The following is a 25,921-nucleotide window of genomic DNA, read 5'->3' on the forward strand; positions in this document are numbered from 1 at the left end:
GGGAACAGAAACATTGCGATATCCGCCCTCCCCCCGCGCTTCAGCGCCGCTTTCGTGCCGGTTGCGAGCTGCAAACGGCTCCCTTTCAGGCGCGCCACCCCTTCCCGCTCACAAAGCCAGGGCAGGAACCGGCAAAGCGGCGGGACCATGCCCCGCCGCCTGTTCTCACTTCGCCCAAGGCCGGATGCGGCAGTCGCGCCGCCCTATTCCGCCGGAACCGGACTGGCTTTCGCCTCGAGCACCGCCAGTTCCTCGGCCTTCGGCACCGACAGCCACACCGCCAGCATGAAGCCGGCCACACCGCCCAGCAGCTTGCCCAGCATCAGCGGCAGGATCATCGTCGGCTGGAAATTGGCCGAGAAGGCCAGATGGTCGCCGAAGGTGAAGGCCGCGCACACGGCAAAGGCGATGGCCAGCACCTTGTCGCGCGGCTGCATCTTGCCGACCAGCCGGTACATGGCGAGGATGTTGGCGCTGGCGGCCAGCAGCCCGGCCGCCCCCTCCGGCGACACGCCGATGCGCGCCCCGATCACCTGCATCGGCCCGGCAAGATATTTGGTCAGCAGATAGACCATGGGGAAGGCGCCGGCCAGCATGATGCCGATATAGCCGGCGATCTCCAGCGCCCGGAACTGGTCCTGCTCGTCGGCGATGATCGGGTCAAAGCCCCAGGAGCCGAACACGGTGCTGAAGAAGCCGGTAAAATATTCGACTATTGAAGCGACCAGCACCAGGGTGATGCCGGCATACATGATGCGGCCGAACCACAGGAAGCCGGCGATCATGGCATCCGGCGCGAAGCGCAGGCCGAGCGCGATGGCCACGCAGAACACGATCAGCGGCAAAAGATTGCGCAATATGTCGCCGATGGTCAGCGCGATCTGGTGGGTGGCCTCGGCCGTGGTCGAGACCTCGGGCCGGATGTCGAGGCCGGCCAGCGCGATGATGGCGCAGGCGATGAACACGCCGATGGGCACGCTGAGGATGCCCGACATGATGCCGAGCGCCATGTATTTGTGGTCGGATTTGGCGAGCATCGCCAGACCCACGGGGATCGAGAAGATGATGGTGGCGCCGGACGTGAAGCCGACGATGGTGGCGATCATCCAGGCGTCGCGCGAACCGGCCAGCGTGTCGGCAAGCTGGTAACCGCCCATGTCGACGGCGATCACCGTGGTCGCCGCGATCGAGGGATCGGCCCCGATCATGGCGAACAGCGGCCCGACCGCGATGCGGATGAACTCGGACAGGTAGGGGATGGCGGCCATGATGCCGGCCACCGGAATGAAGATCGGGCCGATGGAATGCAGGCCCTCGATGAATTCCTTGCCGAGCCCGGTTTCCGGATTGCGGATCGAGGCGATGGCGCCGGCGACGGCGCACGCCATGATGATGTAGATGACGAAAGTTCCGATAGAAGCCATTTGCCTTACCTCCCAGTGGCGCGTGCGCGCCGGCAGACTTTATCGACGCCCTTCCCGATCAGGCTTTCACGCGTTCCCCTTGCGGATCGTAGAGCGGCGCCATGTGGATCGTGGCGGCGAAGCGCTCGTTCGCCACGATGAGTTCGTAAGTGCCGGACGACAGGAATGCATCGTCCACGCCGGCCGCGTTGCGCACATAGCCGTAGCCGATGGGCAGGCCGACCGTGTAGCCGAAGCCGCCGCTGGTCAGGTAGCCGACCGGCTCGCCATCGCGCAGGATGGTCTCGCGGCCGAGCAGCACCACCTCCGGGTCCTGCGTGGTGAAGCAGGCCAGGCGCTTCGGCAGCGGCTTGCCGGCTGCGGCCGCGCACGCCTCGCGGCCAATGAACTCAGTGCCCTTCTTCAGCTTCACCGCCCAGCCGAGGCCGGCCTCGAACGGGTTGTCGTTGGGCGTGATGTCCGAGCCCCAGGCGCGGTAGCCCTTTTCCAGCCGCAGCGATTCGATGGCCCGGTAGCCGGTCGGGCGGATGCCGTGCGGCCGGCCCGCCGCCATCAGCGCATCGAACACCTCACCGGTGCCGGCGATGGGCACATGCAGTTCCCAGCCCGGCTCCCCGACATAGGTGACGCGCAGCGCCCGCACCTTGTGGCCGGCGATCCCGATCTCCCGCACCCGGCCGAAGGGGAAGGCGGCATTGGAGACCTCCGCATCGGTCACCTTCTCCAGCACCGACCGCGCCGCCGGCCCCATCAGCGACAGCGTGCCGTGGTCCTCGGTGACATCGACGATGCAGGCATCCGCGCCCGCTGGCAGATGCTCCTCGATCCACGCGAAATCATGGGTGCGCGAGCCGGTGCCGGTGACGATGTAGAAGCGGTCTTCCGCCAGTCGCGCGACGGTGAGGTCGCATTCGATGCCGCCGCGCGTGTTGAGGATCTGCGTATAGGTCAGGCGCCCCGGCTCTCTGGCGACAGCGTTGGCGCAGATCAGCTCAAGTGCAGCGGCCGCATCCCTGCCCTTCACCTCGAACTTGGCGAAGGACGACTGGTCGAACAGGCCGACTTTTTCGCGCACGGCCCTGTGTTCTTCGCCCAAAGGGCCGAACCAGTTCTGGCGGCCCATCGAATAGACGTCCTTCGGCTCCATGCCCTCCGGGGCGAACCAGTTCGGCCGTTCCCAGCCGAGCTTGGAGCCGAACACGGCGCGGTGCTTTTTCAGGCGCTCGTAGAGCGGCGAGACGATGCGCGGGCGGCCGCTCTCATACTCCTCATGCGGGAAGGCGACGGTGTAGTGCTTGCCATAGGCTTCCAGCGTGCGCTCCTCGACCCAGGCACGGTCGCGGTGCAGACCGGAGAAGCGGCGGATGTCGACCACCCACAGGTCGAGCGGGGCCTCCCCGCGAACCACCCATTCGGCCAGCACCCAGCCGGCGCCGCCGCCGGAGGCGATGCCGAAGGCGTTGAAGCCGGCGCCGACGAACATGTTGGCGCATTCGGGCGCGCGGCCGAGGATGAAATTGCCGTCCGGCGTGAAGCTCTCTGGACCGTTGATCATCTGCTTGACGCCGCTCTCGGCCAGCGCCGGCACACGGGCGATGGCCTGCTCCATGTGCTGCTCGAAATGATCGTAGTCGTCGTCGAAGAGCTGGAATTCCCACCGGTCGGGCACGTCGCCGCCAGGCAGGCCGGTAACCCAGCTTTGCGGGTTCGGCTCGTAGCCGCCCATGACCAGGCCGCCGACCTCTTCCTTGAAGTAGATGCGCCGGTCGGGGTCGCGCACCGTCGGCGTGTCGGGCGAAAGGCCGTCGATCTTCTCGGTGACGATATATTGGTGCTTCACCGGTTGCAGCGGCACGGAAACATTCGCCATCGCGCCGATCTGGCGGGCCCACTGGCCGCCGCAATTGACCACCGTCTCGCAGCCGATGCGGCCGTGGTCGGTTTCCACCGCCGTGATGCGGTTGCCGTCCATGACGAAGCCGGTGACGCGCACGCCCTCGAACAGCTTCGCGCCATGCATGCGCGCGCCCTTCGCCAGCGACTGGGTGATGTCGGAAGGGCTGGCCTGCCCGTCGGTCGGCAGCCAGGACGCGCCGATCAGATCGGACGTGTCCATCAGCGGCCACATGCGCTTGACCTCGTCGGGCGAGATCAGGTGCATGTCCATGCCGAAGCTGCGCGCCGTGGTGGCGAGCCGGCGGAATTCGGTCCAGCGGTCCTCGTTGGTGGCGAGCCGCAGGCAACCGGTCATCTTCCAGCCGGTCTCGAGGCCGGTCTCCTCATGCAGCTTCTTGTAGAGCTCGACCGAATATTTCAGCACGCGGGTGATGGAAGCCGAGGAGCGCAGTTGCCCCACCAGCCCTGCCGCGTGCCATGTCGAACCCGAGGTGAGCTTGCCCTGCTCCAGCAAGATCACGTCCGCCTTGTGGTCGCGGGCCAGATGATAGGCTGTGGAACAGCCGATGATGCCGCCGCCGATGACGATGATCCGGGCATGGGAAGGCAGGGAATTGACCATCAGGCGCGTCCATATTGGGTGCGATAGGCGTCGAGCGCGGCGTCGAGCCGCTTGAGATTTTCCGCCGTATAGGCGACGTAGTCGGTGCCGGGCGCATCGAGATAAAGCTCCGACACCATGCTCCACATCGCCTCGCGCAGCAGCGAGGCGCATTGCATGGCGGCCAGCGAACGCCTCAGCGCCTCGTCCGGCGCGCGCCCGAAATAGGCGCCGAGCAGCGCTTCCGATTCCTCCGGCGAGAAGCCGGCATTGGAGGAAAGGCCGGCAAGGTCGAACATGGCGGTGGAGAAGCCCGCATATTCGAAGTCGATCAGCCACAGGCGGTTGCCGTCATCGAGCAGGTTGGCGGGCAGAAGGTCGTTGTGGCCGAAGACGATGGGAAGCGGTATCTGTGCGGCTTCAAGCTCATCCGCCATTGCCAGATAGGTCGGCAAATGCTCCGCCATGCGGCTCCCACCCTCGTCCAGCGTGCGCGCATAGTCGCGCACCACATGGAACGGCCAGAACATGAAGCCCGGGCCCGAGACATGGTGCGGCATCTTCTCGTGGAAACCGCGCACGATCTCGGCCACGCGCCCGATATTGGCGCGCACATCGGCCTCCGCAAAAGTCCTGGCGCGCAGATAACGGCAGACCATGACGCCGGGCTCGGCATGTTCCACTTCCGGCGCGAAGCCCGCCCTCTCGGCGGCGCGCGCCGTCATCAGCTCGCGGTCGCGCAGCACGTGATGGAACGGATAGTCCTGGCCGAAGCGGACCACATGCCCGCCGGCGTCGTCGGTGACCAGCCAGCTCTCGTTGCTGATGCCGCCCATCAGCGGCTCGATAGCGATAGAGCCCTTCCAGATGGGCAAAGCCGCGATCCGCCCGGATCGCACGGCCGTGATTTCCCGGACCACCGCCATATTTCCTCCCGCAACCTTCGGCTGCCTTGTTTTGTCGAAGGATCGGTTCGACGGCTCATTAAGTCAACAGGAAAATGTGGATTTTTGACCGGAGTTGCGCGATTCTACCTTAATGACCGGTCATGAACCGTAAAAACCGGTCACGCTCAACGAGGCTCAGCAAGATGGACTACTCCCCCCGCCACGGCCGCATCCTCAGCCTTCTCAACGACGAAGGCACCATAGGGGTCGGCGAACTGGCCCAGCGCCTCGACGTGTCGGTCGAAACCGTGCGGCGCGACATCAAGGCGCTGGCCGGGCGCGGCGACATCGTGCGCATGCATGGCGCGGTCGGCCTGCCCTCGGCCATCAGCGAAGCGCCGTTCGAGCGCCGCATGCGCGAGAACCGGCAGGCCAAGGAGGCCATCGCCCGGCTTGCCGCCGCAACCATCCGCGACGGCGAATCGATCATGCTCGACACCGGCACCACGACCAGCATCCTGGCCCGCGCCCTGCTCGGCCACCGGCGGCTGACGGTGGTGACCAATTCGTCCGACATCGCCCGCACGCTGGCGACCATCAACGGCAACAAGGTCTACATGGCCGGCGGCGAATTGCGCAGCGACAGCGGCGCGGCGCTCGGCTTCTCGGCCATCGAGTTCGTCAATCGCTTCAGCGTCGACCACGCCGTCATCTCGGCCGGCGCGGTCAACGCCGCCACCGGGGTGATGGACTACGATCTCGAGGAAGCGCAGTTCGGGCAGGCGGTGCTGGCGCGCGGGCGCAGGCGCGTTGTCGTCACCGACGCCTCCAAGTTCGGCCAGAAGGGGCTGGTGCGGGTCTGCGCGCTGTCGGATTTCGACGAACTGGTCGTCAACCGCGCGCCGCCGGACGATCTGGCCGATGCGCTCGCCCGGGCCGAGGTCGCGGTCAAGGTCTGCGCCTAGACAGAATTGCGTCAAAACATCGCCATCGCGGCCGAAAGCGTGTAGCGGAAGGCATGTCGATGAGATGCATGGGAGAAGAGGATGAGCGCAATGGATGTCGTCAAGGTCGGCCGGCAGGATGATGTGGCGGTGGTCACGCTGAACAACGCGCCCGTCAACGCGCTCTCCCACGCGGTGCGATCGGCCTTGCAGGCTGCCTTTCACGAAGCCGACCGGGACGACGCCATCCGTGCCATCGTTCTGGCCGCCAACGGCAAGGTGTTCTGCGCCGGCGCCGACATTTCCGAATTCGACCAGCCGCCGCGGGCACCGCTGCTGCCCGACCTGCTCGCCTTCATGGATACGCTGGCCAAGCCGGTGGTGGCCGCTGTCGGCGGCGCCGCGCTCGGCGGCGGCTGCGAACTGGCGCTGGCCTGCGATGCCCGCATCGCCACCCCTTCGGCCGGTTTCGGCCTGCCGGAGGTCAAGCTCGGCCTGCTGCCGGGGGCCGGCGGCACGCAAAGGCTGCCGCGCCTGATCGGGGCTGCCGCCGCGCTGGAGATGATGACCGGCGGCGAGCCGCGCAAGGCCGAGGAGGCGCTGGCGCTGGGCATCGCCGACCGCATCGCCACTCCGCAGGACCTGCTGGCGGAAGCGGCCGCTTTGGCCCGCCAGGTCGCCGGCGAGGGCAGGCGGCGCCTGAGCGCCAGGGGCATGGACGCGGGCGCGTTGCCCGGCTTCGAGGAAAAGGCCGCGGTGCTGGTGAACAAGCACGAGGACGCCGACGAGATCGCGGCCATAATCGCCAGCATCCGCAACAGTTTCGGCACCGACTTTGCCGCCGCCTGCCGCGAGGAGCAGGCCCTGTTCCAGAAGCTGCGGCAGGGCGCGCGCTCGAAAGCGCTGCGCTACGCCTTCTTCGCCGAGCGCCGCAGCGCCCATGTCGAGGGCGTTTCCCCCAAGCCGGAAAAGCCCATCGAGACGGTCGCCGTCATCGGCGGCGGCACCATGGGCAGCGGCATCGCCATGTCGTTCGCCAATGCCGGCTTTCCGGTGACCCTGATCGAGACCGATGAGGAGGGCGCCGCGCGGGCGCAGGAACGGGTCGGCGCGACCTATGACATATCGGTCAGGCGCGGCAGCCTCAGCGCCGAGGACAAGACGCAGCGCATGGCGCGGATTTCCTTCAAGGCCGGGCTCGACCATGCCGCGGGCGCCGATCTCGTCATCGAGGCCGCCTTCGAGGACATGGGGGTGAAGCGCGATATTTTCGGCCGGCTCGATGCGGTCGCCAGGCCCGATGCGGTGCTGGCCACCAACACCTCCTATCTCGATGTCGAGGCGATCGCCGGCTTCACGGCCCGGCCGCAACAGGTGCTGGGCATGCATTTCTTCAGCCCGGCCAATGTCATGCGGCTGGTCGAGGTGGTGCGCACCGGCAAGACTTCGCCCGAGGCGCTGGCGCGCACGCTTGCCGCCGCACGGGCGCTCGGCAAGCTGCCGGTGGTGGTGGGCGTATGTCACGGCTTCGTCGGCAACCGCATGCTGGCGCGCCGCTCCGAGCAGGTCGACCGCATGCTGCTGGAAGGAGCGACCCCGGCGCAGATCGACGCGGTGCTGACCCGCTTCGGCTTCCGCATGGGCCCCTGCGCCATGGGCGACATGGCGGGGCTCGACATAAGCTGGCGCATGCGCAAGGCGACGGGCCGGCGCGCGCCGGTCGCCGATGCGCTGTGCGAGGCGGGCCGCTTCGGCCAGAAGACCGGCGCCGGCTACTACGCCTATCCGCAAGGCGCCCGGCAGGGCGTGGAGGACCCGGAGGCGCTGAAGCTGATGGAAGCGGTCTCGGCTCGCGAGGGCGTGGCGCGCCGCATCCTCGACGACCAGGAGGTTCTGGAACGCCTGGTCTACCCGATGATCGACGAGGGCGCGCGCATCCTGGCCGAAGGCATCGCCGCGCGCGCCTCCGACATCGACGTGATCTGGCTGCACGGCTACAATTGGCCGCGCGGGCTGGGTGGCCCGATGCACTATGCCGGCGAGGTCGGCCCCGACCTCATCGCCGAGCGGCTCGACGCCTATGCCGAACAAACCGGCGACGCGTCGCTGCGCCCGTTCGAACGGCTGGGCGAGATGGTCGGGAAGAAATGAACGGGACAGAAATGCGAACCGTCATCGCCATCGTTGCAACGCTTTTCATCGGCGTCATGGCCGCGCCGCTCGCCGCCCGGGGACAATCCATGCAGGACACCGCGCTTTTCACCGCCGCCGCCCGGGACGATGCCGAGGCCGTCCGCGAGCTGCTGGCCGCCGGCGCCGATATCGACGCAAGGGACGGCGAGGGGCGCACCGCCCTTCTGCTCGCCACCCACGCCAATGCGGTCGAGGCCGCCCGCGTCCTCATCGAAGCCGGCGCCAACGTCAACGCCAAGGACGGGATCGACGACAGCCCCTATCTCTATGCCGGGGCGCGCGGGCATCTCGAAATCCTCAAGCTGACGCTGGCGCACGGTGCCGACCTGAAAAGCACCAACCGCTATGGCGGCACGGCGCTCATCCCGGCCTCGGAACGCGGCCATGTCGAGACGGTGCGCACGCTGATCGAGGCCGGCGTCGATGTCGACCACGTCAACAGGCTGAACTGGACCGCGCTGCTGGAGGCGATCATCCTCGGCGACGGCGGCCCCCGGCACCGGCAGATCGTCGAGCAGCTGGTCAAGGCCGGCGCCGACGTGAATCTGGCGGACGGGAACGGCGTGACGCCGCTCCAGCATGCCCGCAGCGCCGGCTATGGCGAAATCGAGCGGATTCTTGCCGCCGCCGGCGCCCGATAAGGAAAGGGAGAACCCGATGAGCGATGCGAACCGCTTCCTGTGCCAGGCGATCGAGCTTGCCCATGCCAATGTCGAGGCGGGCGGGCGCCCCTTCGGCGCCGTCGTGGTGCGCGCGGGCGAGGTGATCGCCACCGCCGTCAACGAGACGCATCTCAGCCGCGACGTGACCGATCATGCCGAGCTTCTGGCCATCCGCGCCGCCGCCCGCACGCACGGGCCGGAGGCGCTCAAAGGCAGCGCCGTCTATGCCAGCGGCCACCCGTGCCCGATGTGCCTGGCCGCCATGCGGCTGGCCGGGGTGGGCGAGGTCGCCTACGCCTATTCCAACGAGGACGGCGCGCCCTTCAACCTGTCCACCGCCGACATCTATGCGGAGCTGCGCAAACCCTTCCCCGAACAGTCGATGACCATCCGCCACGTGCCGACCCGCCTCGAGACGCGCACCGACCTCTATGACGACTGGAGCAGCCGGCAGGTCCGCTGCGGCTGAACCTCGGAGCCCGGGGCATATCCACAGCCGCCGATGTTCCCACCCGGCCGCAAAATGCTAACCTCGGGCTGCAACGAGCAGGGAGCAGGAACGGATGGCCACCAAGCTGGAGCGGATGATCGATCAGGGCACCGGGCGCGCACCCGCCGACCTGGTGCTCAAGGGCGGCCGCTTCCTCGACCTCGTCACCGGCGCGCTGGTCGAGAGCGACATCGCCATCTGCGGCGAGCGCATCGTCGGCACCTGTGCCGACTACGATGGCGCGAAGGAAATCGACATTTCCGGCCGCATCGTCGTGCCCGGCTTCATCGACACCCATCTGCACATCGAATCCTCGCTGGTCACGCCGCATGAGTTCGACCGCTGCGTTCTGCCGCGCGGCATCACCACGGCGATCTGCGATCCGCACGAGATCGCCAATGTGCTGGGGCTGGACGGCATCACCTATTTCCTCGACAGCGTCGCCGAGACGGTGATGGACATCCGCGTGCAGCTTTCGAGCTGCGTGCCGGCGACCCATCTGGAAACCTCCGGCGCGGAACTCACCGTCCATGACCTGCTGCCCTTTGCCGACCACCCCAAGGTGATCGGACTGGCCGAATTCATGAACTTTCCAGGCGTGCTGGCCAAGGACCCGGAGTGCATGGCCAAGCTGGAGGCTTTTCAAGGCCGCCACATAGATGGCCATGCGCCGCTGCTGCGCGGCTACGACCTCAACGGCTATCTCGCCGCCGAAATCCGCACCGACCATGAGACGACCACGGCCGAGGAGGCGCTGGAGAAGCTGCGCAAGGGCATGCATGTGCTGGTGCGCGAAGGCTCGGTGTCGAAGGATCTCGCCGCACTGATGCCGGTCATCACCGAGCGCAACTCGCCCTTCATCGCGCTGTGCACCGACGACCGCAACCCGCTCGACATCGCCGACCAGGGCCATCTCGATCACATGATCCGCACCGCCATCGCCGCCGGCGTCGAGCCGCTGGCCATCTACCGCGCCGCCTCGATCTCCGGGGCGCGCGCCTTCGGCCTCAAGGATCGCGGGCTGGTGGCGCCGGGCTGGCGCGCCGACCTCGTGGTGCTCGACACGCTGGAGGACTGCCGCGCCGAAATGGTGCTGGCGGCCGGCCGCATCGTCTGCGACGACCTCTTCGCCGCCCGCAAGCCGGTCGCCCCGGTCGGGCGTGGAAGCGTCAAGGCAAGACAGGTGGCGGAAGCGGATTTCCGCGCCCGTTCCAACAGCGGCCGCACCCGTACCATCGGCATCGTTCCGGGCCAGATCATCACCCGCGACCTCGAATTCGACCTGCCTGTCGGAGAAAACGGCGTCGGGATCGATCTCGCCAATGACGTGGTCAAGGTCGCGGTGGTCGAGCGCCATGGCCGGAGCGGCAACATCGCCACCGGCTTCGTGCACGGCTTCGGCCTCAAGGCCGGCGCCATCGCCTCGACCGTCAGCCATGACAGCCACAACATCTGCATCGTCGGCTGCTCCGACGCGGACATGGCGCTGGCCGCCAACCGGCTGGGCGAGATCGAGGGCGGCTTCGTGGTGGTGCGCGACGGCAAGGTCCTGGCCGAACTCGCCCTGACGGTCGCCGGGCTCATGAGCCTCGCCGGCTACGAGACGGTGCGCGACGAACTGAAGACACTGCGCGCCGCCGCCTTCGAACTCGGCTCGACGCTGGAGGAGCCGTTCCTGCAACTCGCCTTCATCGCCCTGCCGGTGATCCCGCACCTGAAGATCACCGATAAGGGGCTCGTCGACGTCGACCGTTTCGAACTGATCGGCACGTAGGCCATATGCGTCGGCCGGATTGGGCCTGAATCATTCCCACTCGATGGTGCCGGGGGGCTTCGAGGTCACGTCGTAGACGACGCGGTTGATGCCGCGGACCTCGTTGATGATGCGGGTGGCGGCGTTGCCGAGGAAGCTCATGTCGTAGTGGTAGAAGTCGGCGGTCATGCCGTCGACCGAGGTGACGGCGCGCAGCGCGCAGACATATTCGTAGGTGCGCCCGTCGCCCATCACGCCCACCGTCTGGACCGGAAGCAGCACGGCGAAGGCCTGCCAGATGGCGTCATAGAGGCCGGCCTTGCGGATCTCGTCCAGATAGACGGCGTCGGCCTCGCGCAAAATCTCCAGCTTCTCGCGGGTCACGCCGCCGGGGCAGCGGATGGCGAGGCCGGGGCCGGGGAAGGGGTGGCGGCCGATGAAGCTTTCCGGCAGGCCGAGCTCCTTGCCGAGCACGCGCACCTCGTCCTTGAACAGTTCGCGCAGCGGTTCGACGAGCTGCATGTTCATGCGCTCCGGCAGGCCACCGACATTGTGGTGCGACTTGATGGTGACCGAAGGCCCGCCGGTGAAGGACACGCTTTCGATGACGTCCGGATAGAGCGTGCCCTGGGCGAGGAAATCGGCGCCGCCGAGCTTCTTCGCCTCCTCCTCGAACACCTCGATGAACAGGCGGCCGATGGTCTTGCGCTTGGTCTCCGGGTCGGTCTCGCCCTCCAGCGCCGAGATGAAGCGGTCGGAGGCGTCGACCAGAATGAGCGGCAGGTTGTAATGCTGGCGGAACATGGCCACCACGTCGGCGGCCTCGTTCTTGCGCATCAGGCCATGGTCGACGAGGATGCAGGTGAGTTGCTCACCGACCGCCTCATGGACCAGCAGCGCCGCCACCGAAGAATCGACGCCGCCCGAAAGCGCGCAGATCACCTTCTTGTCGCCGACCTGCTTGCGGATCGCCTCCACCGCCTGCTGGCGATAGGCGGACATGGTCCATTCGCCCTTTACGCCCACGATATTTCGCACGAAATTGGCGAGCAGGCGGGCGCCGTCCGGCGTGTGCACCACTTCGGGATGGAACTGCACGGCATAGAAGCGGCGCTTCTCGTCGGCGATGGCGGCGAACGGCGCGCCGCGCGAGGTGCCGACGACCTTGAAGCCTTCGGGCAGGGCGGTGACGCGGTCGCCATGGCTCATCCACACCTGATGGCGGGTGCCCCTGGCCCAGACATCGTCGAAGAGGGCGCAATCGGCCTCGATCTCGAGGAAGGCGCGGCCGAACTCGCGCTCATGGCCGGCCTCGACCTGGCCGCCGAGCTGGGCGCACATGGTCTGCTCGCCATAGCAGATGCCGAGCACCGGAATGCCGGCCTCGAACACTTCCTGCGGCGCGCGCGGGCTGCCGATGTCGATGGCCGAATGCGGGCTGCCGGAGAGGATGACGCCCCTGGGCTTGATGCGCGCGAAGGCTTCCGCCGCGGACTGGAAGGGCACGATCTCGCAATAGGCGCCGGCCTCGCGCACACGCCTGGCGATGAGCTGCGTGACCTGGCTGCCGAAATCGATGATGAGGATGGTGTCGGAGTGGTGGTTCGTCGTCATGTCGGGCCTTTAAAGAAGAACGTACGTCGGCGCAATGGGTTTGTATTCCGCGGTCTGGCGGCCACCGGGGGCGGAGCCTAGCCGAAAGGCAGCGCCCCGTCGCGCAGCGCGCTTTCCAGCAGTTCGACCGCCTGGCCAAGCCTTTCGTCGACGATATGGAGATAGGCGGTCCAGTCATCAACATGCTTCAGCTCGGCCGCGCCGTCGGAAATGCCGCGCAGCGCTGCCAGCGGCACGCCGAACATCTGGCAGGCGCGCAGGCAGGCATAGGTTTCCATGTCGACCATGTCCTCGGCGATGCCGTCATAGGCCGCGCCCGAAACGATCGCCGCCCCGGTCGACAGGGTCGCCTCCTTCACGCCCGGTATGCGCAAGGGCAGGGGCAGCGTGGCGGGAAGACCGAGGAAGGGCGTGACGCCCCGGACGAAGCCGAGCGGCGAAGCGTCCATGTCGCGATAGGACACCGAGACCGCCTGATAGACTTCAGCCTGCTCCAGCTTGCGCGAACCAGCCGATCCCAGCGAGATGACGAGGTCGGGAAGGGCGCTCGAAGCGTCCAGCCTCGCCAGTTCCGCCCCCAACCGCACACCTGCCTCGACCGGGCCGACGCCGGTCATGAACGGCCTGAACAGCTTCTTGAGCGCCGGCCCGTATTCGGCCTCGGCCGCCATGACGAACAGCACCCGCCGGCCAGCGAATGCGGTCGTGTGATCTGTCGGTCGGGTGCTCATGGTCTCACCCTTTGCGAACCGGCTTCTCACCCCTCGATCCCGTCCCGGCCGGCCACCGTCATCATGGTGCCGGTCATGGTGGCGATCAGCCGCGCCTCCCCGTCGATGCCATAGGCATAGGCCTGGCCGTCGGCCACGGTGATGGTACGGCCGGGCTTGGTGACGGAACCCCGGAACAGGAAGCGCTCGCCCTTGCCGGGAGCCAGAAGGTTGACCTTGAACTCGATGGTCAGCACGCCGGTGCTTTCCGGCATCAGCGAATAGGCGGCATAGCCGCAGGCCGAATCCAGCGCCGTGGAAATCACCCCGGCATGAAGGAAGCCGTGCTGCTGGGCAAGCCGCGCATCATAGGGCATTTCGATCTCGACGATGCCGGGCGTCACCAGCGTCAGCTCGGCGCCGATGGTGGCCATGGCCCGCTGCCGCGCGAAGGAGGCCCTGACGCGCTCTTCATAGTCGGGGGGCGGCACAATCTTGGCTGCCATCGCCTTATTCTCCGTTCGGCTGGCCGCTTATCGCAAAGCCCCGCGCGGCAGGCAATCGGGCAGAATCGCCTGGCCGGTGCTTTTGCGCCAGCTAAAGCCCAAGCTCGTAGCGCAGCTCCTCGGCCGAGTTGACGATGACGGCGCCGGACGGGCCTTCCATCGGGCGCTCCGGCCAGAAGATGGTGCGCATGCCGGCGGCGAGCCCGGCGGTGACGCCGGTCCAGCTGTCGTCGACGGCCACCGCATCGGCCGGGTCGACGCCGGCCAGATAGGCGGCGCGCAGGAAGGGTTCGGCGGCGGGCTTGGGCTCGATGACATCGTTGCGGCTGATGCTGCGCATGCCGGGATGCGACAGGCCGACGGCACGCAGATTGGCGTCGACCACCAGCCGGTCGGAGTTCGACACCACCGCTTGACGGATGCCCATGGCGCGCAGTTCGCCATAGATTTCCAGCGCGCCGGGGCGCGGCACCAGATCGGCGACCAGCGGCATGTAGTGGCCGTATTTGTGCAGGATCCATTCCTCGAAGGGCAGGGAGAGGCCCTGCTCGGCGCGCAGCATCTCGTAGAGCGGCCCGGCGGCGATGCCGATGGCGCGCTCCTGCAGGTCGGCCGGCGGCTCGATGCCGAGCTCGCGCAACGCCGCCTCCAGCGCGGCATGATGCAGGGGCTCGCTGTCGACCAGCGTGCCGTCCATGTCCCAGAAAACCGCCTTGTGCCGCATGCGCGTGATCCTTTTCCGGTTGATCGCCGGGACAATTGGCCAGATGCGCCTCGATGGCAAGTCCGGCAGGGCAAGTCTGCCGGGACAAGCCCCGCACAATCTGGATCAATCGACACGCATGGGGAGCCTCTTGCCTTGCCTGGCGCGGGAAGGCAGAAAACAACATGATTCCGGAACATCCTTTCCGGCATCCTCGTGCGGCTTCCGGACATTTTCTCCGACGCGCCGCGATCGGAACGAACGACATGTCTGCCCTCGAAGCCGATGCACGCGCATCCGGATATCTCTGGCGCGAGGAAATCAGGGCCACGCTCTCGCTGGCCTGGCCGCTGGTGCTGACCAATCTGGCCCAGACGGCGATGACCGCCACCGACGTCATGATCCTCGGCCGGGTGGGGCCGGCGACGCTGGCCGCCGGCGCGCTCGGCACCAACCTCTATTTCGCGCCGCTGATCTTCGGGCTCGGCCTGATGTTGGCGACAGTGCCGATGATGGCGCGCGAGGTGGGCCGGCGGCGCAATTCGGTGCGCGACCTGCGCCGCACCGTGCGCCAAGGCCTGTGGGTGGCCGTGCTGGCGGCGCTGCCGATCTGGGCGCTGCTGTGGAACGGCGAACGGGTGCTCTTGGCCATGGGCCAGGAGCCGGCGCTGGCCGCCGATGCCGGACACTATCTGCGCGCCCTGCAATGGGGCCTGCTGCCGTTCTTCTTCTACGTGGTGCTGCGCTCCTTCATCGCCTCGCTGGAGCGGCCGGGCTGGGCCACGGTGGTCGCCTTCATCGGCGTCATCATCAACCTTGTCGGCAACCTGTTGCTGGTGTTCGGCCATCTCGGCTTCCCGCGCCTGGGCATCTTCGGCTCCGGCCTTGCCACCTCGATCGCCAATTTCTCCATGTTCCTCGGCATGGTGCTGGTGGTGACGCTCGACCGCCGTTTCCGCCGCTACCATCTGTTCGGCCGGTTCTGGCGGCCCGACTGGCAGCGGCTGCGCCAGCTTCTGTGGCTCGGCCTGCCGATCGCGGCGATGATGGCGTTCGAGACGACGCTGTTCAACGCCGCCGCCTTCATGATGGGCCTGATCGGCGCCTCCTCGCTCGCCGCCTATGCGGTGGTAATCCAGCTCTGCTCGGTCTCCTTCATGATCCCGCTCGGCATCAACCAGGCGGCCACCGTGCGGGTCGGCCTCGCCTATGGCGCGCATGACCCGGAAGCGATCGCCCGCGCCGGCTGGACGTCCTACGCCATGGGCGTCGGCTTCATGGCGCTCTCGGCGCTGGCCATGACCACCTTGCCGCGCCCGCTGCTCGGCGCCTTCATCGATGTCGACAGCCCGGCCAATGCCGAGGTGGTGGTGCTGGCCACCGGCTTCCTTGCCGTCGCCGCGCTGTTCCAGATCGTCGACGGCGCCCAGGCGGTGGCCGCCGGCATGCTGCGCGGCTTGCAGGACACCACCTTGCCGATGCTCTATGCCGCCATCGGCTACTGGGGCATCGGCATGCCGCTCAGCATAGCGCTCGGCTTCCATGTCGGCTTCGCCGGCGTCGGCATATGGATCGGCCTTTCGGCGGGGCTGGCGGTCGTCGCCGTGCTGCTTCTGGCGCGCTGGCTGCGACGGCGCCGGCTGCCCGCCTATGCGGCCATGCGATAGCATCGTTTTTCGCGCCGCCCGATCAAAGCGGGCAGCGCACGCGCCAAAACGATGCTAAGAGACCGGCGCGGAATTTTCCATCGGGCAGCGAAGGCAAACCTGATCCATGGCCACCAAGACTGACATTGCGCGGCGCGTCTACAACCACACCTGGAAGCTGGACCCGATCATCCGCAGCCTGCTCGACACCGATTTCTACAAGCTTCTGATGCTGCAGATGATCTGGGGCATGTATCCCAAGGTCGACGCCACCTTCACGCTGATCAACCGCACCACCTCGGTGCGGCTGGCCGACGAGATCGACGAGGGCGCGCTGCGCGAACAGCTCGACCATGCCCGCTCGCTCCGCTTTTCCAAGAAGGAGATGATCTGGCTGGGCGGCAACACCTTCTATGGCCGCAAGCAGATCTTCGAGCCGGAATTCCTGGCCTGGCTGGAGGATTTCCAGCTTCCCGACTACCATCTGGAAAAGCGCGACGGCCAGTACGAGCTGAGCTTCGCCGGCCCGTGGATGTACACGACGCTGTGGGAAATCCCGGTGCTTGCCATCATCAACGAGCTGCGTTCGCGGGCCGCGCTGCGGGACTACGGGCCATTCGCGCTCGATGTGCTCTACGCCCGCGCCAAGGCCAAGATGTGGGCCAAGACCGAGCTGCTGAAGCAGCTTCCCGATATCAACATCTCCGATTTCGGCACCCGCCGCCGCCATTCCTTCCTGTGGCAGCGCTGGTGCGTGGAGGCGCTGAAGGAAGGCATCGGCGATGCCTTCACCGGCACCTCCAACGTCAAGCTCGCCATGGACACCGATCTGGAGGCGGTGGGCACCAATGCGCACGAGCTGCCCATGGTGCTGGCGGCGCTGGCCGACAGCGAGGCCGAACTGAAGCAGGCCCCGTATCGGGTGCTGCAGGACTGGCAGCGCTACTATGGCGGCAACCTGCTGATCGTGCTGCCCGACGCCTTCGGCACCGCCGCCTTCCTGCGCGACGCGCCCGACTGGGTGGCCGACTGGACCGGCTTCCGCCCTGACAGCGCCCCGCCCATCGAGGGCGGCGAGCGCATCATTTCGTGGTGGCGCGAAAAGGGCAAGGACCCGCGCCAGAAGATGCTGATCTTCTCCGACGGGCTGGAGGCCGAGACCATCGTCGAGACCTATAAGCATTTTCACGGAAAGGTGCGCATGGCCTTCGGCTGGGGCACCAACCTGACCAACGACTTCGAGGGCTGCGCGCCGGTTCCCACCACCCGGCTGAACCCGATCTCGCTGGTCTGCAAGGTGACCGAGGCCAACGGAAGGCCCGCCGTGAAGCTCTCCGACAATCCCGCCAAGGCCACCGGCGACGCGAACGAAATCCGCCGCTATCTGCGCATCTTCGGCGACGAGGAGCGGGTCGAGCAGATCGTCAAGGTCTGACGCCGAGCGATGCGCACGAGGACGGGAATCGCATTCGCGCTGCCGGCCCTGCTGGCGGCGGCGATGCCCTCGCAGGCGCTCGCCCATGCCTCGGATCGCGGCCATGTGCTCCTGTTGCCGACCGGCTATTATTCCGCCGGCGGCGCCCTCGCGGTCGCGGTGTCCTTCCTCGTGCTGGCGCTGGTGCCGCCACGGTTTCTGGGACGCCTCTGGGCGCAGCGGCTGACGCTGTTTCCGCCCGGCGAGGGGGCGCGGACCGCAACGAGCCTGCTGTCCTTCGCCGGCTTTGCCATGTTGCTTGCCGCCGGCTTCCAGGGCAGCCGTGACCCGCTCTCCAACCCGCTGCCGCTGACCATATGGACGCTCTTGTGGGTCGGCATGACGCTGGTGCAGGGGCTGCTCGGCGATGTCTGGGCATGGCTCAACCCGTGGCATGGCCCTTGCAGGGCCATGGAGCGGCTGGGCGTTGCCCGCAAGAAGATCATCTTGCCGCAGCGCCTCGGCATGTGGCCGGCGGTCGTCCTGCTGTTTGCCTTCGCATGGTTCGAGCTGGTCTATCCGGCGCCGGACGATCCCGAAAAGCTGGCGCGCGCCGCCGGCCTCTACTGGCTGGCCAGCTTCATCGCCATGCTTCTGTTCGGCCACGCGGAATGGAGCCGGCGCGGCGAGTTCCTCACCGTCTTCTTCCGGCTCCTGTCGCGCTTCGCCGTTCTGGGCCGGGACGATGCGGGCCGCCTGACGCTCAACTGGCCCGGCGCGCGGCTTCTCGCCATTGCGCCGCTGCCGCGAAGCGGCGTCGCCTTCGTGCTTCTGGCGCTGTCGTCCGTCTCCTTCGACGGCCTGTCGAAGACCTTCTTCTGGCTCGGCCTGATCGGGGTCAACCCGCTCGATTTTCCCGGCCGCACGGCGGTGATGGCGTCGAGCACCGCCGGCCTGCTGCTGAGCTTTGCCATCCTCGGCGCGGTGTTCCTGCTGGCGGTGCGGCTGGGCGACCGGATTGCCGGTTCGCCACATCCCAAGAACAGCGCCGGCCTGCTGGTGTGGTCGATCGTGCCGATCGCGCTCGCCTACCATCTGGCGCATTATCTCGCCTCGCTGCTGGTCGACGGCCAGTATGCGCTGGTCGCCCTGTCCGACCCCTTCGCGCGCGGCTGGAACCTGTTCGGCACCGCCGGCATGCAGGTCGAGGCCGCCGTCACGGCGGGAGCGGGATCGGCATGGGTGCTGTGGAACATACAGGCGGGTGGCATCGTCGCCGGTCATGTGCTGGCGGTGCTGGTGGCGCACGGCCTCGCCTTCCGCCTCTACGGCGATGCCGGCCGGGCGACGCGGAGCCAGCTTCCGCTCACACTGCTGATGATCGGCTACACCGTCTTTGGCCTGTGGCTGCTTTCGACGCCATCGGCGGGCTGAAGCCGCCTTTTCCCTTGGGTAAACCTTGTCTTGCAACAAGCAGCCTTTGATGATTTAGCTTGCGCGCCTAAAATCCGTCCGACGCCGCGAGATGCCCCACATTCCTCGCTCCTTCGCCACCACGCCAGAACAGGAAGTTCGCCCATGACCGATCGGAAAACGGTTTCCGCAGCCGGAACGGCCCCGCTCAGCCGCCGCACGGCCCTCAAGGGCATGGCCGCCGCGGGCGGCCTGATGGCGGCGCCGGGCTTCGTGCGCTATGCGCAGGCGCAGAGCGCCGCCCCGATCCGCATCGGCTTCCAGTGCCACCGCACCGGCATCGGCGCCGCCTATGGCCGCTGGTACGAGCGCACCACCGCGGCCGCCGTCAAGCTCATCAACGAGGCCGGCGGCATCAACGGCCGGCCGGTCGAGATCGTCATCGAGGACGACGGCACCGATGCCGGGCGCGGCGCCGAGGTGGTGGCCAAGTTCGCCAACCAGCACAAGACCGACATCGTCTACGGCACGCTGTTCTCGCATGTGGTGATCGGCTCGGCACCCGCCGCCGGCGAACTGAAGATCCCCTATTATGTGGTCAGCGAGGGCTATCACGTGGCCTCCGGCCAGCTCAACCGCTGGTGCCTGCAGCCCGGCATCACCGACGTGCGCGCCCAGGTGACCGCCATGGCGCCGTGGATCGCCGCCAATGCCGGCAAGAAGGTCACCATGATCTATCCGGACTACGCCTTCGGCTACGACCATCGCGACTACCTGCCGCCGGCGCTGGAGAAGGCGGGCGCGGAAGTGGTGGCCAAGATCGCCATCCCGCCGACGGAAAGCTCTTTCACCAAATATTTCCCGCAGATCCCGTCCTCCACCGACGTGCTCTACCACGTCATGGTCGGTCCGGCCGTGCTCACCTTCGTCAAGGAACTCGGCGAATTCTACGGTTCCAGCGGGCCGAAGCTGTTTGGCTTCATCGATTCGCTCGAAGCCGTCGACATCAACAGCCCCGGCCTCGAATATCTGGACGGCAGCCATTTCTGGGAAGGTTCGCCCCGCTATGCGCAAGCCGACGACACCGACGCCATGAAGGCCTATCGCGCCGCCGTCGGCATCGACGACAACGGCGCCTCGGTCAACGATCCGCGCGATATTTCCACCGCCGGCCACATGTTCGGCTGCTGGGAGACGCTCTATGTCATCAAGCGGGCGATGGAGGCAGCCGGCTATCGCGGGCCGGAAGACCGCGCCAAGCTGGTCGAGGCGACCGAGGCGATGAGCGCCTTCGCCGAGGGCCCCGAGCACCCGCAGGGCGACAAGGTTTTCGACGGCAAGATCCATCAGGTCTTCGGCCACCAGTACATTTCCCGGCTGGAAGGCGGCCGCCTCAACGTGGTGCACAAGACCGCCATCGAGGACAGCCGCTACGAGCCGGAAGCCGACTACACCACGCAGCCGTTCTGATGCATCCGAAACGGCGCTGACGGATAGTCCGGCATGGGTTTCGGACCTCACCTGCTGCTGGCGGTTCTGGAAGGGCTGGTCACCTCGGCGGTGCTGGCGCTGACGGCGCTCGGCCTGTCGCTGGTGTTCGGGGTCATGCGCGTCGTCAACGTCGCCCATGGCGAGCTGTTCATGCTGGGGGCGGTGCTGGCCTGGGCCGTGGCGACAGCGGTCGGCGGCAGTCCGGTCCTCGGCTTTGCCGCCGCCCTCGTCATCGCGCCGCTGATCGTCGGCGCGGTGGCTGTGCTGGCCGAGCGGCTGGTGCTGCGCCGGGTGGAGTACGACCCGGAGGCGACCATCGTCGCCACCATCGGCCTGCTCTACATCATCCAGCAGCTCGCGCTCACCTTCTACGGCGCCGACGCGCGTCCGGTGCCGCCGCCCTTCAACATGCGCCTCGCGCTGCCATGGTTCGGCTATTCGGCCTACAAGCTGTCGATCGTCGGCGCCTCCGCCCTGCTTCTCCTGATCTCGTGGCTGGTGCTGACGCGCACCCGCGCCGGGCTGGTCATGCGCGCCACCCAGTACGACCGCGAGACGGCGCAGGCCTTCGGCATCCCGGTCGAGCGGGTCTATGCCGCGGTCTTCGCCATCGGCGCGATGCTGGCCGCGATCGCGGCGGTGCTGATCGTGCCGATCAGCCAGGCACATTACCTGATGGGGCAGGACCCGCTGCTCTTGTCCTTCGCCGTGGTCATCATCGGCGGGCTGGGCTCGTTGCGCGGCACGGTGGTCGCGGCCCTGCTGATCGGCGTCTCCGACGGGGTGATCTCCATGTTCTTCTCCCCGACGCTGGCCAAGCTGATCGCCACGCTGGCGGTGGCCATGGTGCTGGTGTTCCGCCCGCAGGGCCTGTTCGGCAAGGCCGCGCGATGAACGGGACGCTAAGGCTCTACGCATTGCACGGCGCGGTGGTCGCGCTGCTTGTGGCGCTGAACTTCCTGCTGCCGGCCTATCATCACGGGCTGATGGCGCGCATCCTGGTGCTGGCCACCTTCGCCATGGGCTACAACCTCACCTTCGGCTATGGTGGGCTCTTGTCGCTCGGCCATGCCATGTTCTTTGCCGCCGGCCTCTATGGCGCGGGGCTCGGTATCCATCATCTCGGCCTCGGCGTGCCGGCGGCCTTCCTTGCAGCGCTTGCCTGCGGGGCCGTGCTCGCGCTGCTCGTCGGCCTTTTGGCGCTGCGCACCACCGGCGTCGCCTTCATGATCGTGACGCTGATGTTCTCGCAGGCGTTCCACCTCGCCATCCTCTATTTCTCCGCCTTCACCGGCGGCGATCAGGGACTGGTGCTGAAGCCCCAGCAACGCCGCATCGAAACATGGCTCGGCACGCTCGACCTCACCGATCCGGCGACACGCTACCTGACGGCGCTCACCCTGTTCGCGGTGGTGCTGTTCGTCCTGCTCGCCATGGTCCGCTCCGGCTTCGGCCGGGTGCTCGTCGCCATCCGCGAGAACGAGGAGCGCACCCGCATGCTGGGCTACGACACCTTCGCCAACCGGCTGGCGGCGCTGGTGGTGTCGGGCACGGTCTGCGCCGCCGCCGGCGCCGCTTACGGGCTGCTGTTCGGCTATGTCGGCGCGAACTTCGCCTCGGTGCAATACTCCATCCTGCCGCTGCTGTGGGTGCTGCTGGGGGGTGCTGCGACGACGCTCGGGCCGCTGTTCGGCACCGTCTTCATGTACTACGTGGTCGACATCACCAGCGGCTACACCTCCGCCTATATGCTGGTGGTGGGCGTAATCCTCATCCTGCTGGTGCTGTTCTTCCGCAAGGGGCTGCTCGGCACGCTGCGCGAACGCTGGCTGGGGTGGCTGCCGTGACCGTATTGCTCGAAACACGCGGCCTGTCGCGCAACTTCGGCGGATTGCGCGCCGTCGACTGCGTCGACTTCTCCCTGATGCAGGGCGAAATCCGCGCGCTCATCGGCCCCAATGGCGCCGGCAAGACCACTTTCGTCGGCCTCGTCTGCGGCCGCCTCGCGCCCTCCGCCGGCACCATCGTCTTCGACGGCGCCGACATCACGTCCCTTCCCGCCCACCGGCGCGTGCGCCTCGGCATCGCTTATACGTTCCAGATCACCAGCGTCTTTTCCAACCTCAGCGTCTTCGACAATGTCGCGCTCGCCGTGCAGCGCACGCTGGCCGACGGCCGCGCACAAGGCCGGCTGCGCGCCGGCGTGACGGAGGCGCTGGAGCGGGTCGGGCTGGCGGACCGCGCTTCGCTGCCGGCCGGCCAGCTCGCCTATGGCCACCAGCGCCTGCTGGAAGTGGCGATGGGCCTTGCGCTGAAGCCGCGGCTGATGGTGCTGGACGAGCCGACGCAGGGGCTCGGCGACGGCGAGATCGAGGCTTTCATCGCGCTGGTGCGCGAGATCGCCGCCAGCGCCACCGTGCTTTTGATCGAGCACAATATGGACGTGGTCATGCAGCTCGCCGATCGCATCACCGTTCTGGAAGCGGGCAGGGTGCTCGCCGAAGGCACGCCCGACGCCATCCGCGCCGACGAGGCGGTGCAGCGCGCCTATCTGGGGGGCAGCGCATGAGCGAGCTGCTCTCCGTCTCCGGGCTCGACTGCTTCTATGGCGAGGTGCAGGTGCTGCACGGGCTGGAGCTTGCGCTGCGCAAGGGCGAGATCCTGTGCCTGATGGGGCGCAACGGCGCCGGCAAGACGACGACGCTGAAAGCCATCATGGGGCTTGTGCGGCCACGCGCCGGCTCCATCCGCATGGGCGGCGTGGAGCTGACGGGCCGGCCGGCGCATGAGGTGCCGAAGCAGGGGATCGGCTATGTGCCGCAGGGCCGCCGCCTGTTCGCCGAGATGACGGTGCGGGAGAATCTGGAGATCGGCCTCAATGCAAGGGCCAAGGGCGCCGGCACGCTGGAAAGCGTGCTCGACCTCTTCCCGCTGCTGCGCGAGCGGCTGAAGCAGCAATCCGGCACGCTGTCCGGCGGCGAGCAGCAGATGCTGGCCATGGCGCGCGCGCTGTGCCTCGAACCGGAAATCCTGCTGCTCGACGAGCCGACCGAAGGGCTGATGCCGTCGATGATCCGGAAAATCCGCGAAACGGTGCTGGCGCTGCGCCAGCGCGGCGTCTCCACCATCCTGGTCGAGCAGCGCACGGAAGCGGTCCTGGCCATGGCCGACCGCGTCACCTTCATCGAGAACGGCCGCAGCCGCGAGACCGTGGCCGTGACGGAATTGAAGGCGGACCCCTCTGCCTTCAGGCGCTATGTCGGGATCGGCTGAAGACCTCTTCCGAATTGGAGCCTACGGCCACAGGACGGGAATGACGAGCGACACGCCCGACAGGAACAGCAGCGCAAAGGCTAGGCGCCGTTGCGCGAAGGGCGACAGCGGCGGCGGCCAGCGCCGCGCAAGGTAGGTCGCGCCCGCCACCCCCGGCAGGCCGGCAAGCGCCCACACCATGACATGGTTGTCCCACTCGCCGCTCACCGCCACCAGCGACAGGCGAAACAGGGCGTTGAAGGCGAAGACGGCGACGAGCGTTTCGCGGATGGTCACCAGCGGCAGCGGCTGGCGGTAGAAATGATAGACCAGCGGCGGCCCCGCGGTCGAGAACAGGCCGCCCATCAGCCCGCCGATGCCGCCGAAGGCGGCGAAGCTCCAATGCGGGGAAAGCTCCCGGCGCGGCGCGGGCCGCCGCATCAGTTGCAGGCTGGACAGGATGATGACCAGACCCAGGGTCAGCCTGAGCGCCGACAGCGACAGCGAGGCCACCACCAGCAGCGCCGCGTAGCCGAGCGCGACCAGGGGAATGCCGCCGGCCAGCGACAGCAGGAAGGGCCGGCGGGCGATGTCGCGCCAGCCGCGCGCCAGCACCATGAGGGCATTGACCAGCGTCAGCAGCGAGATCACCACCGCCGCTTCCGGCAGCGGCACCAGGCCGGTGAGCGCGATGACCCCCATCAGCACCAGCCCGAAGGCGAAGCCGGTCACCGTCTGCACATAGGCGGCGACGAAGCAGAGCAGCGGGAAGAAGGTGATACCGAGGGTCAGGGGCATGATCAGGCTGTTGTTGCGAGACGGACAATCCGGGTCCCTCACCGCCAGGACCGGGACGCTTGAGATCGAGGCCGGCTCCTCAATGGAAGCCGGCCTCGACTGCAATGAAGCGGGCGGCTAGCCGAAGAAGATGAAGCTCGACAGCACGAAGATCGGCAGCAGCACCACGCCGGACCACAGCATGTAGCCGAAGAAGCTCGGCATGCGGATGCCCTGGCTGCGGGCGATGGCGTAGACCATGAAGTTCGGCGCGTTGCCGATATAGGTGTTGGCGCCCATGAACACCGCGCCGGCCGAGATCGCCGCCAGCGTCGTGGCGAAGGTGGTCATCAGCTCCTGCGGATTGCCGCCGGCCAGCTCGAAGAACACCAGATATGTCGGCGCGTTGTCGAGGAACGACGACAGGACGCCGGTCATCCAGAAATAGGCCATGTCGTTGGGCTCGCCGGACGCGGTGGTCACCAGCGACACCAACGGGGCCAGCGCGCCCTCCATGCCGGCGCGCAGGATCGCCACCACCGGCACGATGCAGACGAAGATCGCCGCGAACAGCTTGGCCACTTCAAGGATGGGGGCCCAGTTGAAGCCGTTGGCGGAACGGTATTTCTTCGGCGACACCACCAGCGAGACGAAAGCCAGGCCTAGGATGATGGCGTCGCGCACCAGGTTCTGCAATTCGACATGCACGCCCTGGATGGTGAACTCCACACCCGGCTTCCAGGCTGCCGACATCAGGATGGCGCCGATGACGCCGGCCAGCAGCGGGAGGTTGACGAGGCCGAGGATGCGCACCCTCGAATCCGGCGTCGGGTCCTTGATCCGGGGCTGGCCGCCTTCGCGCCGGTAGAGGATGGTGTCGAGCACGAAGAACGCCGCCAGCACCAGCCCGCCGACCAGAAGCGTATCGGGCAGCAGATGCACCGTGGTCCAGAAGAAGTCGACGCCGCGCAGGAAGCCGACGAACAGCGGCGGGTCGCCGAGCGGCGTCAGCGAGCCGCCGATATTGGAGACGAGGAAGATGAAGAACACCACGACATGGGCGTTGAAGGGGCGGTTGTCGTTGGCGCGGATCATCGGCCGGATCAGGATCATCGAGGCGCCGGTGGTGCCGATCACCGAGGCGAGGATGGCGCCGACCAGCAGCAGCCCCGAATTGAACAGGGGCGTGCCGTGGATGTTGCCGGACACCAGAATGCCGCCCGAAATGGTGAACAGCGCAAACAGCAGGATGATGAACGACATGTATTCCAGAAGCATGGCGTGCAGAACCGCCTCGCTGGCGGCCGGAATGCCGTAGAAGAAGGCCAGCGGCACCACGACCAGAACCGCCCAGAGGGCGGCGATCTTGCCGTAGTGATGCTCCCAGAAATGATGGAACAGCAGCGGCCCGGTGGCGATGCACAGCAAGAGGCCGGCGAAGGGCAGGCCCCACCACAGCGACATGTCCGCGCCCGGAAGCGCCTCGGCGGCAAAGGCCGGAGTGGCCATGAGGCCGGCAAGGACCAGGGCGGGGGCAAAGGCAGC

22 protein-coding genes are annotated in these 25,921 nt (G+C 67.3%); 13 read left to right on the forward strand and 9 right to left on the reverse strand.

What is annotated here, in order from left to right:
- Positions 1 to 203: 203 nt before the first annotated feature.
- Genes eutH through ABID37_RS05385 form a run of 3 tightly spaced genes read right to left on the reverse strand, consistent with a single transcriptional unit; the run spans position 204 to position 4,847 of the window.
- Positions 204 to 1,424, reverse strand: a complete 1,221-nt coding sequence (gene eutH, locus ABID37_RS05375; protein ID WP_354193113.1) for an ethanolamine utilization protein EutH — start codon at positions 1,422 to 1,424, stop codon at positions 204 to 206.
- 58 nt (positions 1,425 to 1,482) lie between these two features.
- Complete coding sequence (locus ABID37_RS05380) at positions 1,483 to 3,942, reverse strand: GcvT family protein (RefSeq protein WP_354193114.1); 2,460 nt, start codon at positions 3,940 to 3,942, stop codon at positions 1,483 to 1,485.
- Positions 3,942 to 4,847, reverse strand: coding sequence for a phosphotransferase (locus tag ABID37_RS05385; protein WP_354193115.1), 906 nt, complete (start codon positions 4,845 to 4,847; stop codon positions 3,942 to 3,944). The genes ABID37_RS05380 and ABID37_RS05385 overlap by 1 nt, the downstream gene beginning before the upstream one ends.
- Positions 4,848 to 5,011: 164 nt before the next feature.
- Here ABID37_RS05385 and ABID37_RS05390 point away from each other — a divergent pair, with 164 nt between their 5' ends.
- The 5 genes from ABID37_RS05390 (at position 5,012) to ade (ending at position 10,871) form a co-directional block, all read left to right on the forward strand.
- Positions 5,012 to 5,773, forward strand: a complete 762-nt coding sequence (locus ABID37_RS05390) for a DeoR/GlpR family DNA-binding transcription regulator (protein WP_354193116.1) — start codon at positions 5,012 to 5,014, stop codon at positions 5,771 to 5,773.
- Between the two features lie 81 nt (positions 5,774 to 5,854).
- Positions 5,855 to 7,903 carry a 3-hydroxyacyl-CoA dehydrogenase NAD-binding domain-containing protein gene (locus ABID37_RS05395; protein WP_354193117.1) on the forward strand — a complete coding sequence of 683 codons (2,049 nt, stop codon included), beginning with the start codon at positions 5,855 to 5,857 and terminating at the stop codon, positions 7,901 to 7,903.
- Positions 7,900 to 8,586, forward strand: coding sequence for an ankyrin repeat domain-containing protein (locus tag ABID37_RS05400; RefSeq protein WP_354193118.1), 687 nt, complete (start codon positions 7,900 to 7,902; stop codon positions 8,584 to 8,586). Before ABID37_RS05395 ends, ABID37_RS05400 begins: the two co-directional genes overlap by 4 nt.
- 16 nt (positions 8,587 to 8,602) lie before the next feature.
- Complete coding sequence (locus ABID37_RS05405) at positions 8,603 to 9,076, forward strand: nucleoside deaminase (RefSeq protein ID WP_354193119.1); 474 nt, start codon at positions 8,603 to 8,605, stop codon at positions 9,074 to 9,076.
- Positions 9,077 to 9,170: 94 nt separating this feature from the next.
- Positions 9,171 to 10,871: an adenine deaminase gene (gene ade / locus ABID37_RS05410; protein ID WP_354193120.1), complete on the forward strand. Its 1,701-nt coding sequence runs from the start codon at positions 9,171 to 9,173 to the stop codon at positions 10,869 to 10,871.
- A gap of 30 nt (positions 10,872 to 10,901) precedes the next feature.
- Here the strand turns inward: ade and guaA are convergent, their stop codons facing one another.
- From guaA to ABID37_RS05430, 4 genes are all read right to left on the reverse strand, one after another.
- A complete protein-coding gene (gene guaA / locus ABID37_RS05415; RefSeq protein WP_354193122.1) occupies positions 10,902 to 12,464 on the reverse strand; it encodes a glutamine-hydrolyzing GMP synthase in 1,563 nt (520 codons plus the stop codon).
- A gap of 77 nt (positions 12,465 to 12,541) precedes the next feature.
- The gene (locus ABID37_RS05420; RefSeq protein WP_354193123.1) at positions 12,542 to 13,195 is read right to left on the reverse strand and encodes a 5'-methylthioadenosine/S-adenosylhomocysteine nucleosidase; all 654 of its coding nucleotides are present in this window, start codon (positions 13,193 to 13,195) and stop codon (positions 12,542 to 12,544) included.
- Positions 13,196 to 13,221: 26 nt separating this feature from the next.
- On the reverse strand, positions 13,222 to 13,680 hold the full coding sequence (locus tag ABID37_RS05425; RefSeq protein ID WP_354193125.1) for a PaaI family thioesterase: 459 nt from the start codon (positions 13,678 to 13,680) through the stop codon (positions 13,222 to 13,224).
- Positions 13,681 to 13,771: 91 nt separating this feature from the next.
- Entirely contained in the window at positions 13,772 to 14,404 is a 633-nt protein-coding gene (locus ABID37_RS05430) for an HAD family hydrolase (protein WP_354193126.1), read from the reverse strand.
- A 245-nt stretch (positions 14,405 to 14,649) separates the two neighbouring features.
- Between ABID37_RS05430 and ABID37_RS05435 the strand changes: the two genes are divergently transcribed.
- The 8 genes from ABID37_RS05435 (at position 14,650) to ABID37_RS05470 (ending at position 23,620) form a co-directional block, all read left to right on the forward strand.
- Positions 14,650 to 16,050 carry an MATE family efflux transporter gene (locus ABID37_RS05435; protein WP_354193127.1) on the forward strand — a complete coding sequence of 467 codons (1,401 nt, stop codon included), beginning with the start codon at positions 14,650 to 14,652 and terminating at the stop codon, positions 16,048 to 16,050.
- A 106-nt stretch (positions 16,051 to 16,156) separates the two neighbouring features.
- Positions 16,157 to 17,464 (forward strand): nicotinate phosphoribosyltransferase, encoded by a 1,308-nt coding sequence (gene pncB / locus ABID37_RS05440; RefSeq protein ID WP_354193128.1) that lies wholly within the window; start codon positions 16,157 to 16,159, stop codon positions 17,462 to 17,464.
- Between the two features lie 9 nt (positions 17,465 to 17,473).
- Positions 17,474 to 18,877, forward strand: a complete 1,404-nt coding sequence (locus ABID37_RS05445; protein ID WP_354193130.1) for a hypothetical protein — start codon at positions 17,474 to 17,476, stop codon at positions 18,875 to 18,877.
- 144 nt (positions 18,878 to 19,021) lie between these two features.
- Positions 19,022 to 20,326: an ABC transporter substrate-binding protein gene (locus ABID37_RS05450; protein WP_354193131.1), complete on the forward strand. Its 1,305-nt coding sequence runs from the start codon at positions 19,022 to 19,024 to the stop codon at positions 20,324 to 20,326.
- A 33-nt stretch (positions 20,327 to 20,359) separates the two neighbouring features.
- Positions 20,360 to 21,241, forward strand: a complete 882-nt coding sequence (locus tag ABID37_RS05455; protein WP_354193133.1) for a branched-chain amino acid ABC transporter permease — start codon at positions 20,360 to 20,362, stop codon at positions 21,239 to 21,241.
- On the forward strand, positions 21,238 to 22,194 hold the full coding sequence (locus ABID37_RS05460; protein ID WP_354193135.1) for a branched-chain amino acid ABC transporter permease: 957 nt from the start codon (positions 21,238 to 21,240) through the stop codon (positions 22,192 to 22,194). The genes ABID37_RS05455 and ABID37_RS05460 overlap by 4 nt, the downstream gene beginning before the upstream one ends.
- A complete protein-coding gene (locus tag ABID37_RS05465; RefSeq protein ID WP_354193137.1) occupies positions 22,191 to 22,916 on the forward strand; it encodes an ABC transporter ATP-binding protein in 726 nt (241 codons plus the stop codon). Before ABID37_RS05460 ends, ABID37_RS05465 begins: the two co-directional genes overlap by 4 nt.
- A complete protein-coding gene (locus ABID37_RS05470; protein ID WP_354193138.1) occupies positions 22,913 to 23,620 on the forward strand; it encodes an ABC transporter ATP-binding protein in 708 nt (235 codons plus the stop codon). Before ABID37_RS05465 ends, ABID37_RS05470 begins: the two co-directional genes overlap by 4 nt.
- Positions 23,621 to 23,641: 21 nt before the next feature.
- On the opposite strand, the gene ABID37_RS05475 is transcribed toward ABID37_RS05470, so the two are convergent.
- Complete coding sequence (locus ABID37_RS05475) at positions 23,642 to 24,397, reverse strand: TSUP family transporter (RefSeq protein ID WP_354193139.1); 756 nt, start codon at positions 24,395 to 24,397, stop codon at positions 23,642 to 23,644.
- A gap of 117 nt (positions 24,398 to 24,514) precedes the next feature.
- Positions 24,515 to 25,885, reverse strand: coding sequence for a sodium:proton antiporter (locus tag ABID37_RS05480; RefSeq protein WP_354193546.1), 1,371 nt, complete (start codon positions 25,883 to 25,885; stop codon positions 24,515 to 24,517).
- Between the last annotated feature and the right edge of the window lie 36 nt (positions 25,886 to 25,921).

The organism is Aquamicrobium terrae (assembly GCF_040545735.1).
Lineage (GTDB): Bacteria > Pseudomonadota > Alphaproteobacteria > Rhizobiales > Rhizobiaceae > Mesorhizobium > Mesorhizobium terrae_A.

What these genes read in the sequence shown, in the direction of transcription:
- eutH (WP_354193113.1), bottom strand. Translation starts at nt 1,424, where the DNA reads ATGGCTTCTATCGGAACTTTCGTCATCTACATCATCATGGCGTGCGCC.
- ABID37_RS05380 (WP_354193114.1), bottom strand. Translation starts at nt 3,942, where the DNA reads ATGGTCAATTCCCTGCCTTCCCATGCCCGGATCATCGTCATCGGCGGC.
- ABID37_RS05385 (WP_354193115.1), bottom strand. Translation starts at nt 4,847, where the DNA reads ATGGCGGTGGTCCGGGAAATCACGGCCGTGCGATCCGGGCGGATCGCG.
- ABID37_RS05390 (WP_354193116.1), top strand. Translation starts at nt 5,012, where the DNA reads ATGGACTACTCCCCCCGCCACGGCCGCATCCTCAGCCTTCTCAACGAC.
- ABID37_RS05395 (WP_354193117.1), top strand. Translation starts at nt 5,855, where the DNA reads ATGAGCGCAATGGATGTCGTCAAGGTCGGCCGGCAGGATGATGTGGCG.
- ABID37_RS05400 (WP_354193118.1), top strand. Translation starts at nt 7,900, where the DNA reads ATGAACGGGACAGAAATGCGAACCGTCATCGCCATCGTTGCAACGCTT.
- ABID37_RS05405 (WP_354193119.1), top strand. Translation starts at nt 8,603, where the DNA reads ATGAGCGATGCGAACCGCTTCCTGTGCCAGGCGATCGAGCTTGCCCAT.
- ade (WP_354193120.1), top strand. Translation starts at nt 9,171, where the DNA reads ATGGCCACCAAGCTGGAGCGGATGATCGATCAGGGCACCGGGCGCGCA.
- guaA (WP_354193122.1), bottom strand. Translation starts at nt 12,464, where the DNA reads ATGACGACGAACCACCACTCCGACACCATCCTCATCATCGATTTCGGC.
- ABID37_RS05420 (WP_354193123.1), bottom strand. Translation starts at nt 13,195, where the DNA reads ATGAGCACCCGACCGACAGATCACACGACCGCATTCGCTGGCCGGCGG.
- ABID37_RS05425 (WP_354193125.1), bottom strand. Translation starts at nt 13,680, where the DNA reads ATGGCAGCCAAGATTGTGCCGCCCCCCGACTATGAAGAGCGCGTCAGG.
- ABID37_RS05430 (WP_354193126.1), bottom strand. Translation starts at nt 14,404, where the DNA reads ATGCGGCACAAGGCGGTTTTCTGGGACATGGACGGCACGCTGGTCGAC.
- ABID37_RS05435 (WP_354193127.1), top strand. Translation starts at nt 14,650, where the DNA reads ATGTCTGCCCTCGAAGCCGATGCACGCGCATCCGGATATCTCTGGCGC.
- pncB (WP_354193128.1), top strand. Translation starts at nt 16,157, where the DNA reads ATGGCCACCAAGACTGACATTGCGCGGCGCGTCTACAACCACACCTGG.
- ABID37_RS05445 (WP_354193130.1), top strand. Translation starts at nt 17,474, where the DNA reads ATGCGCACGAGGACGGGAATCGCATTCGCGCTGCCGGCCCTGCTGGCG.
- ABID37_RS05450 (WP_354193131.1), top strand. Translation starts at nt 19,022, where the DNA reads ATGACCGATCGGAAAACGGTTTCCGCAGCCGGAACGGCCCCGCTCAGC.
- ABID37_RS05455 (WP_354193133.1), top strand. Translation starts at nt 20,360, where the DNA reads ATGGGTTTCGGACCTCACCTGCTGCTGGCGGTTCTGGAAGGGCTGGTC.
- ABID37_RS05460 (WP_354193135.1), top strand. Translation starts at nt 21,238, where the DNA reads ATGAACGGGACGCTAAGGCTCTACGCATTGCACGGCGCGGTGGTCGCG.
- ABID37_RS05470 (WP_354193138.1), top strand. Translation starts at nt 22,913, where the DNA reads ATGAGCGAGCTGCTCTCCGTCTCCGGGCTCGACTGCTTCTATGGCGAG.
- ABID37_RS05475 (WP_354193139.1), bottom strand. Translation starts at nt 24,397, where the DNA reads ATGCCCCTGACCCTCGGTATCACCTTCTTCCCGCTGCTCTGCTTCGTC.
- ABID37_RS05480 (WP_354193546.1), bottom strand. Translation starts at nt 25,885, where the DNA reads ATGGCCACTCCGGCCTTTGCCGCCGAGGCGCTTCCGGGCGCGGACATG.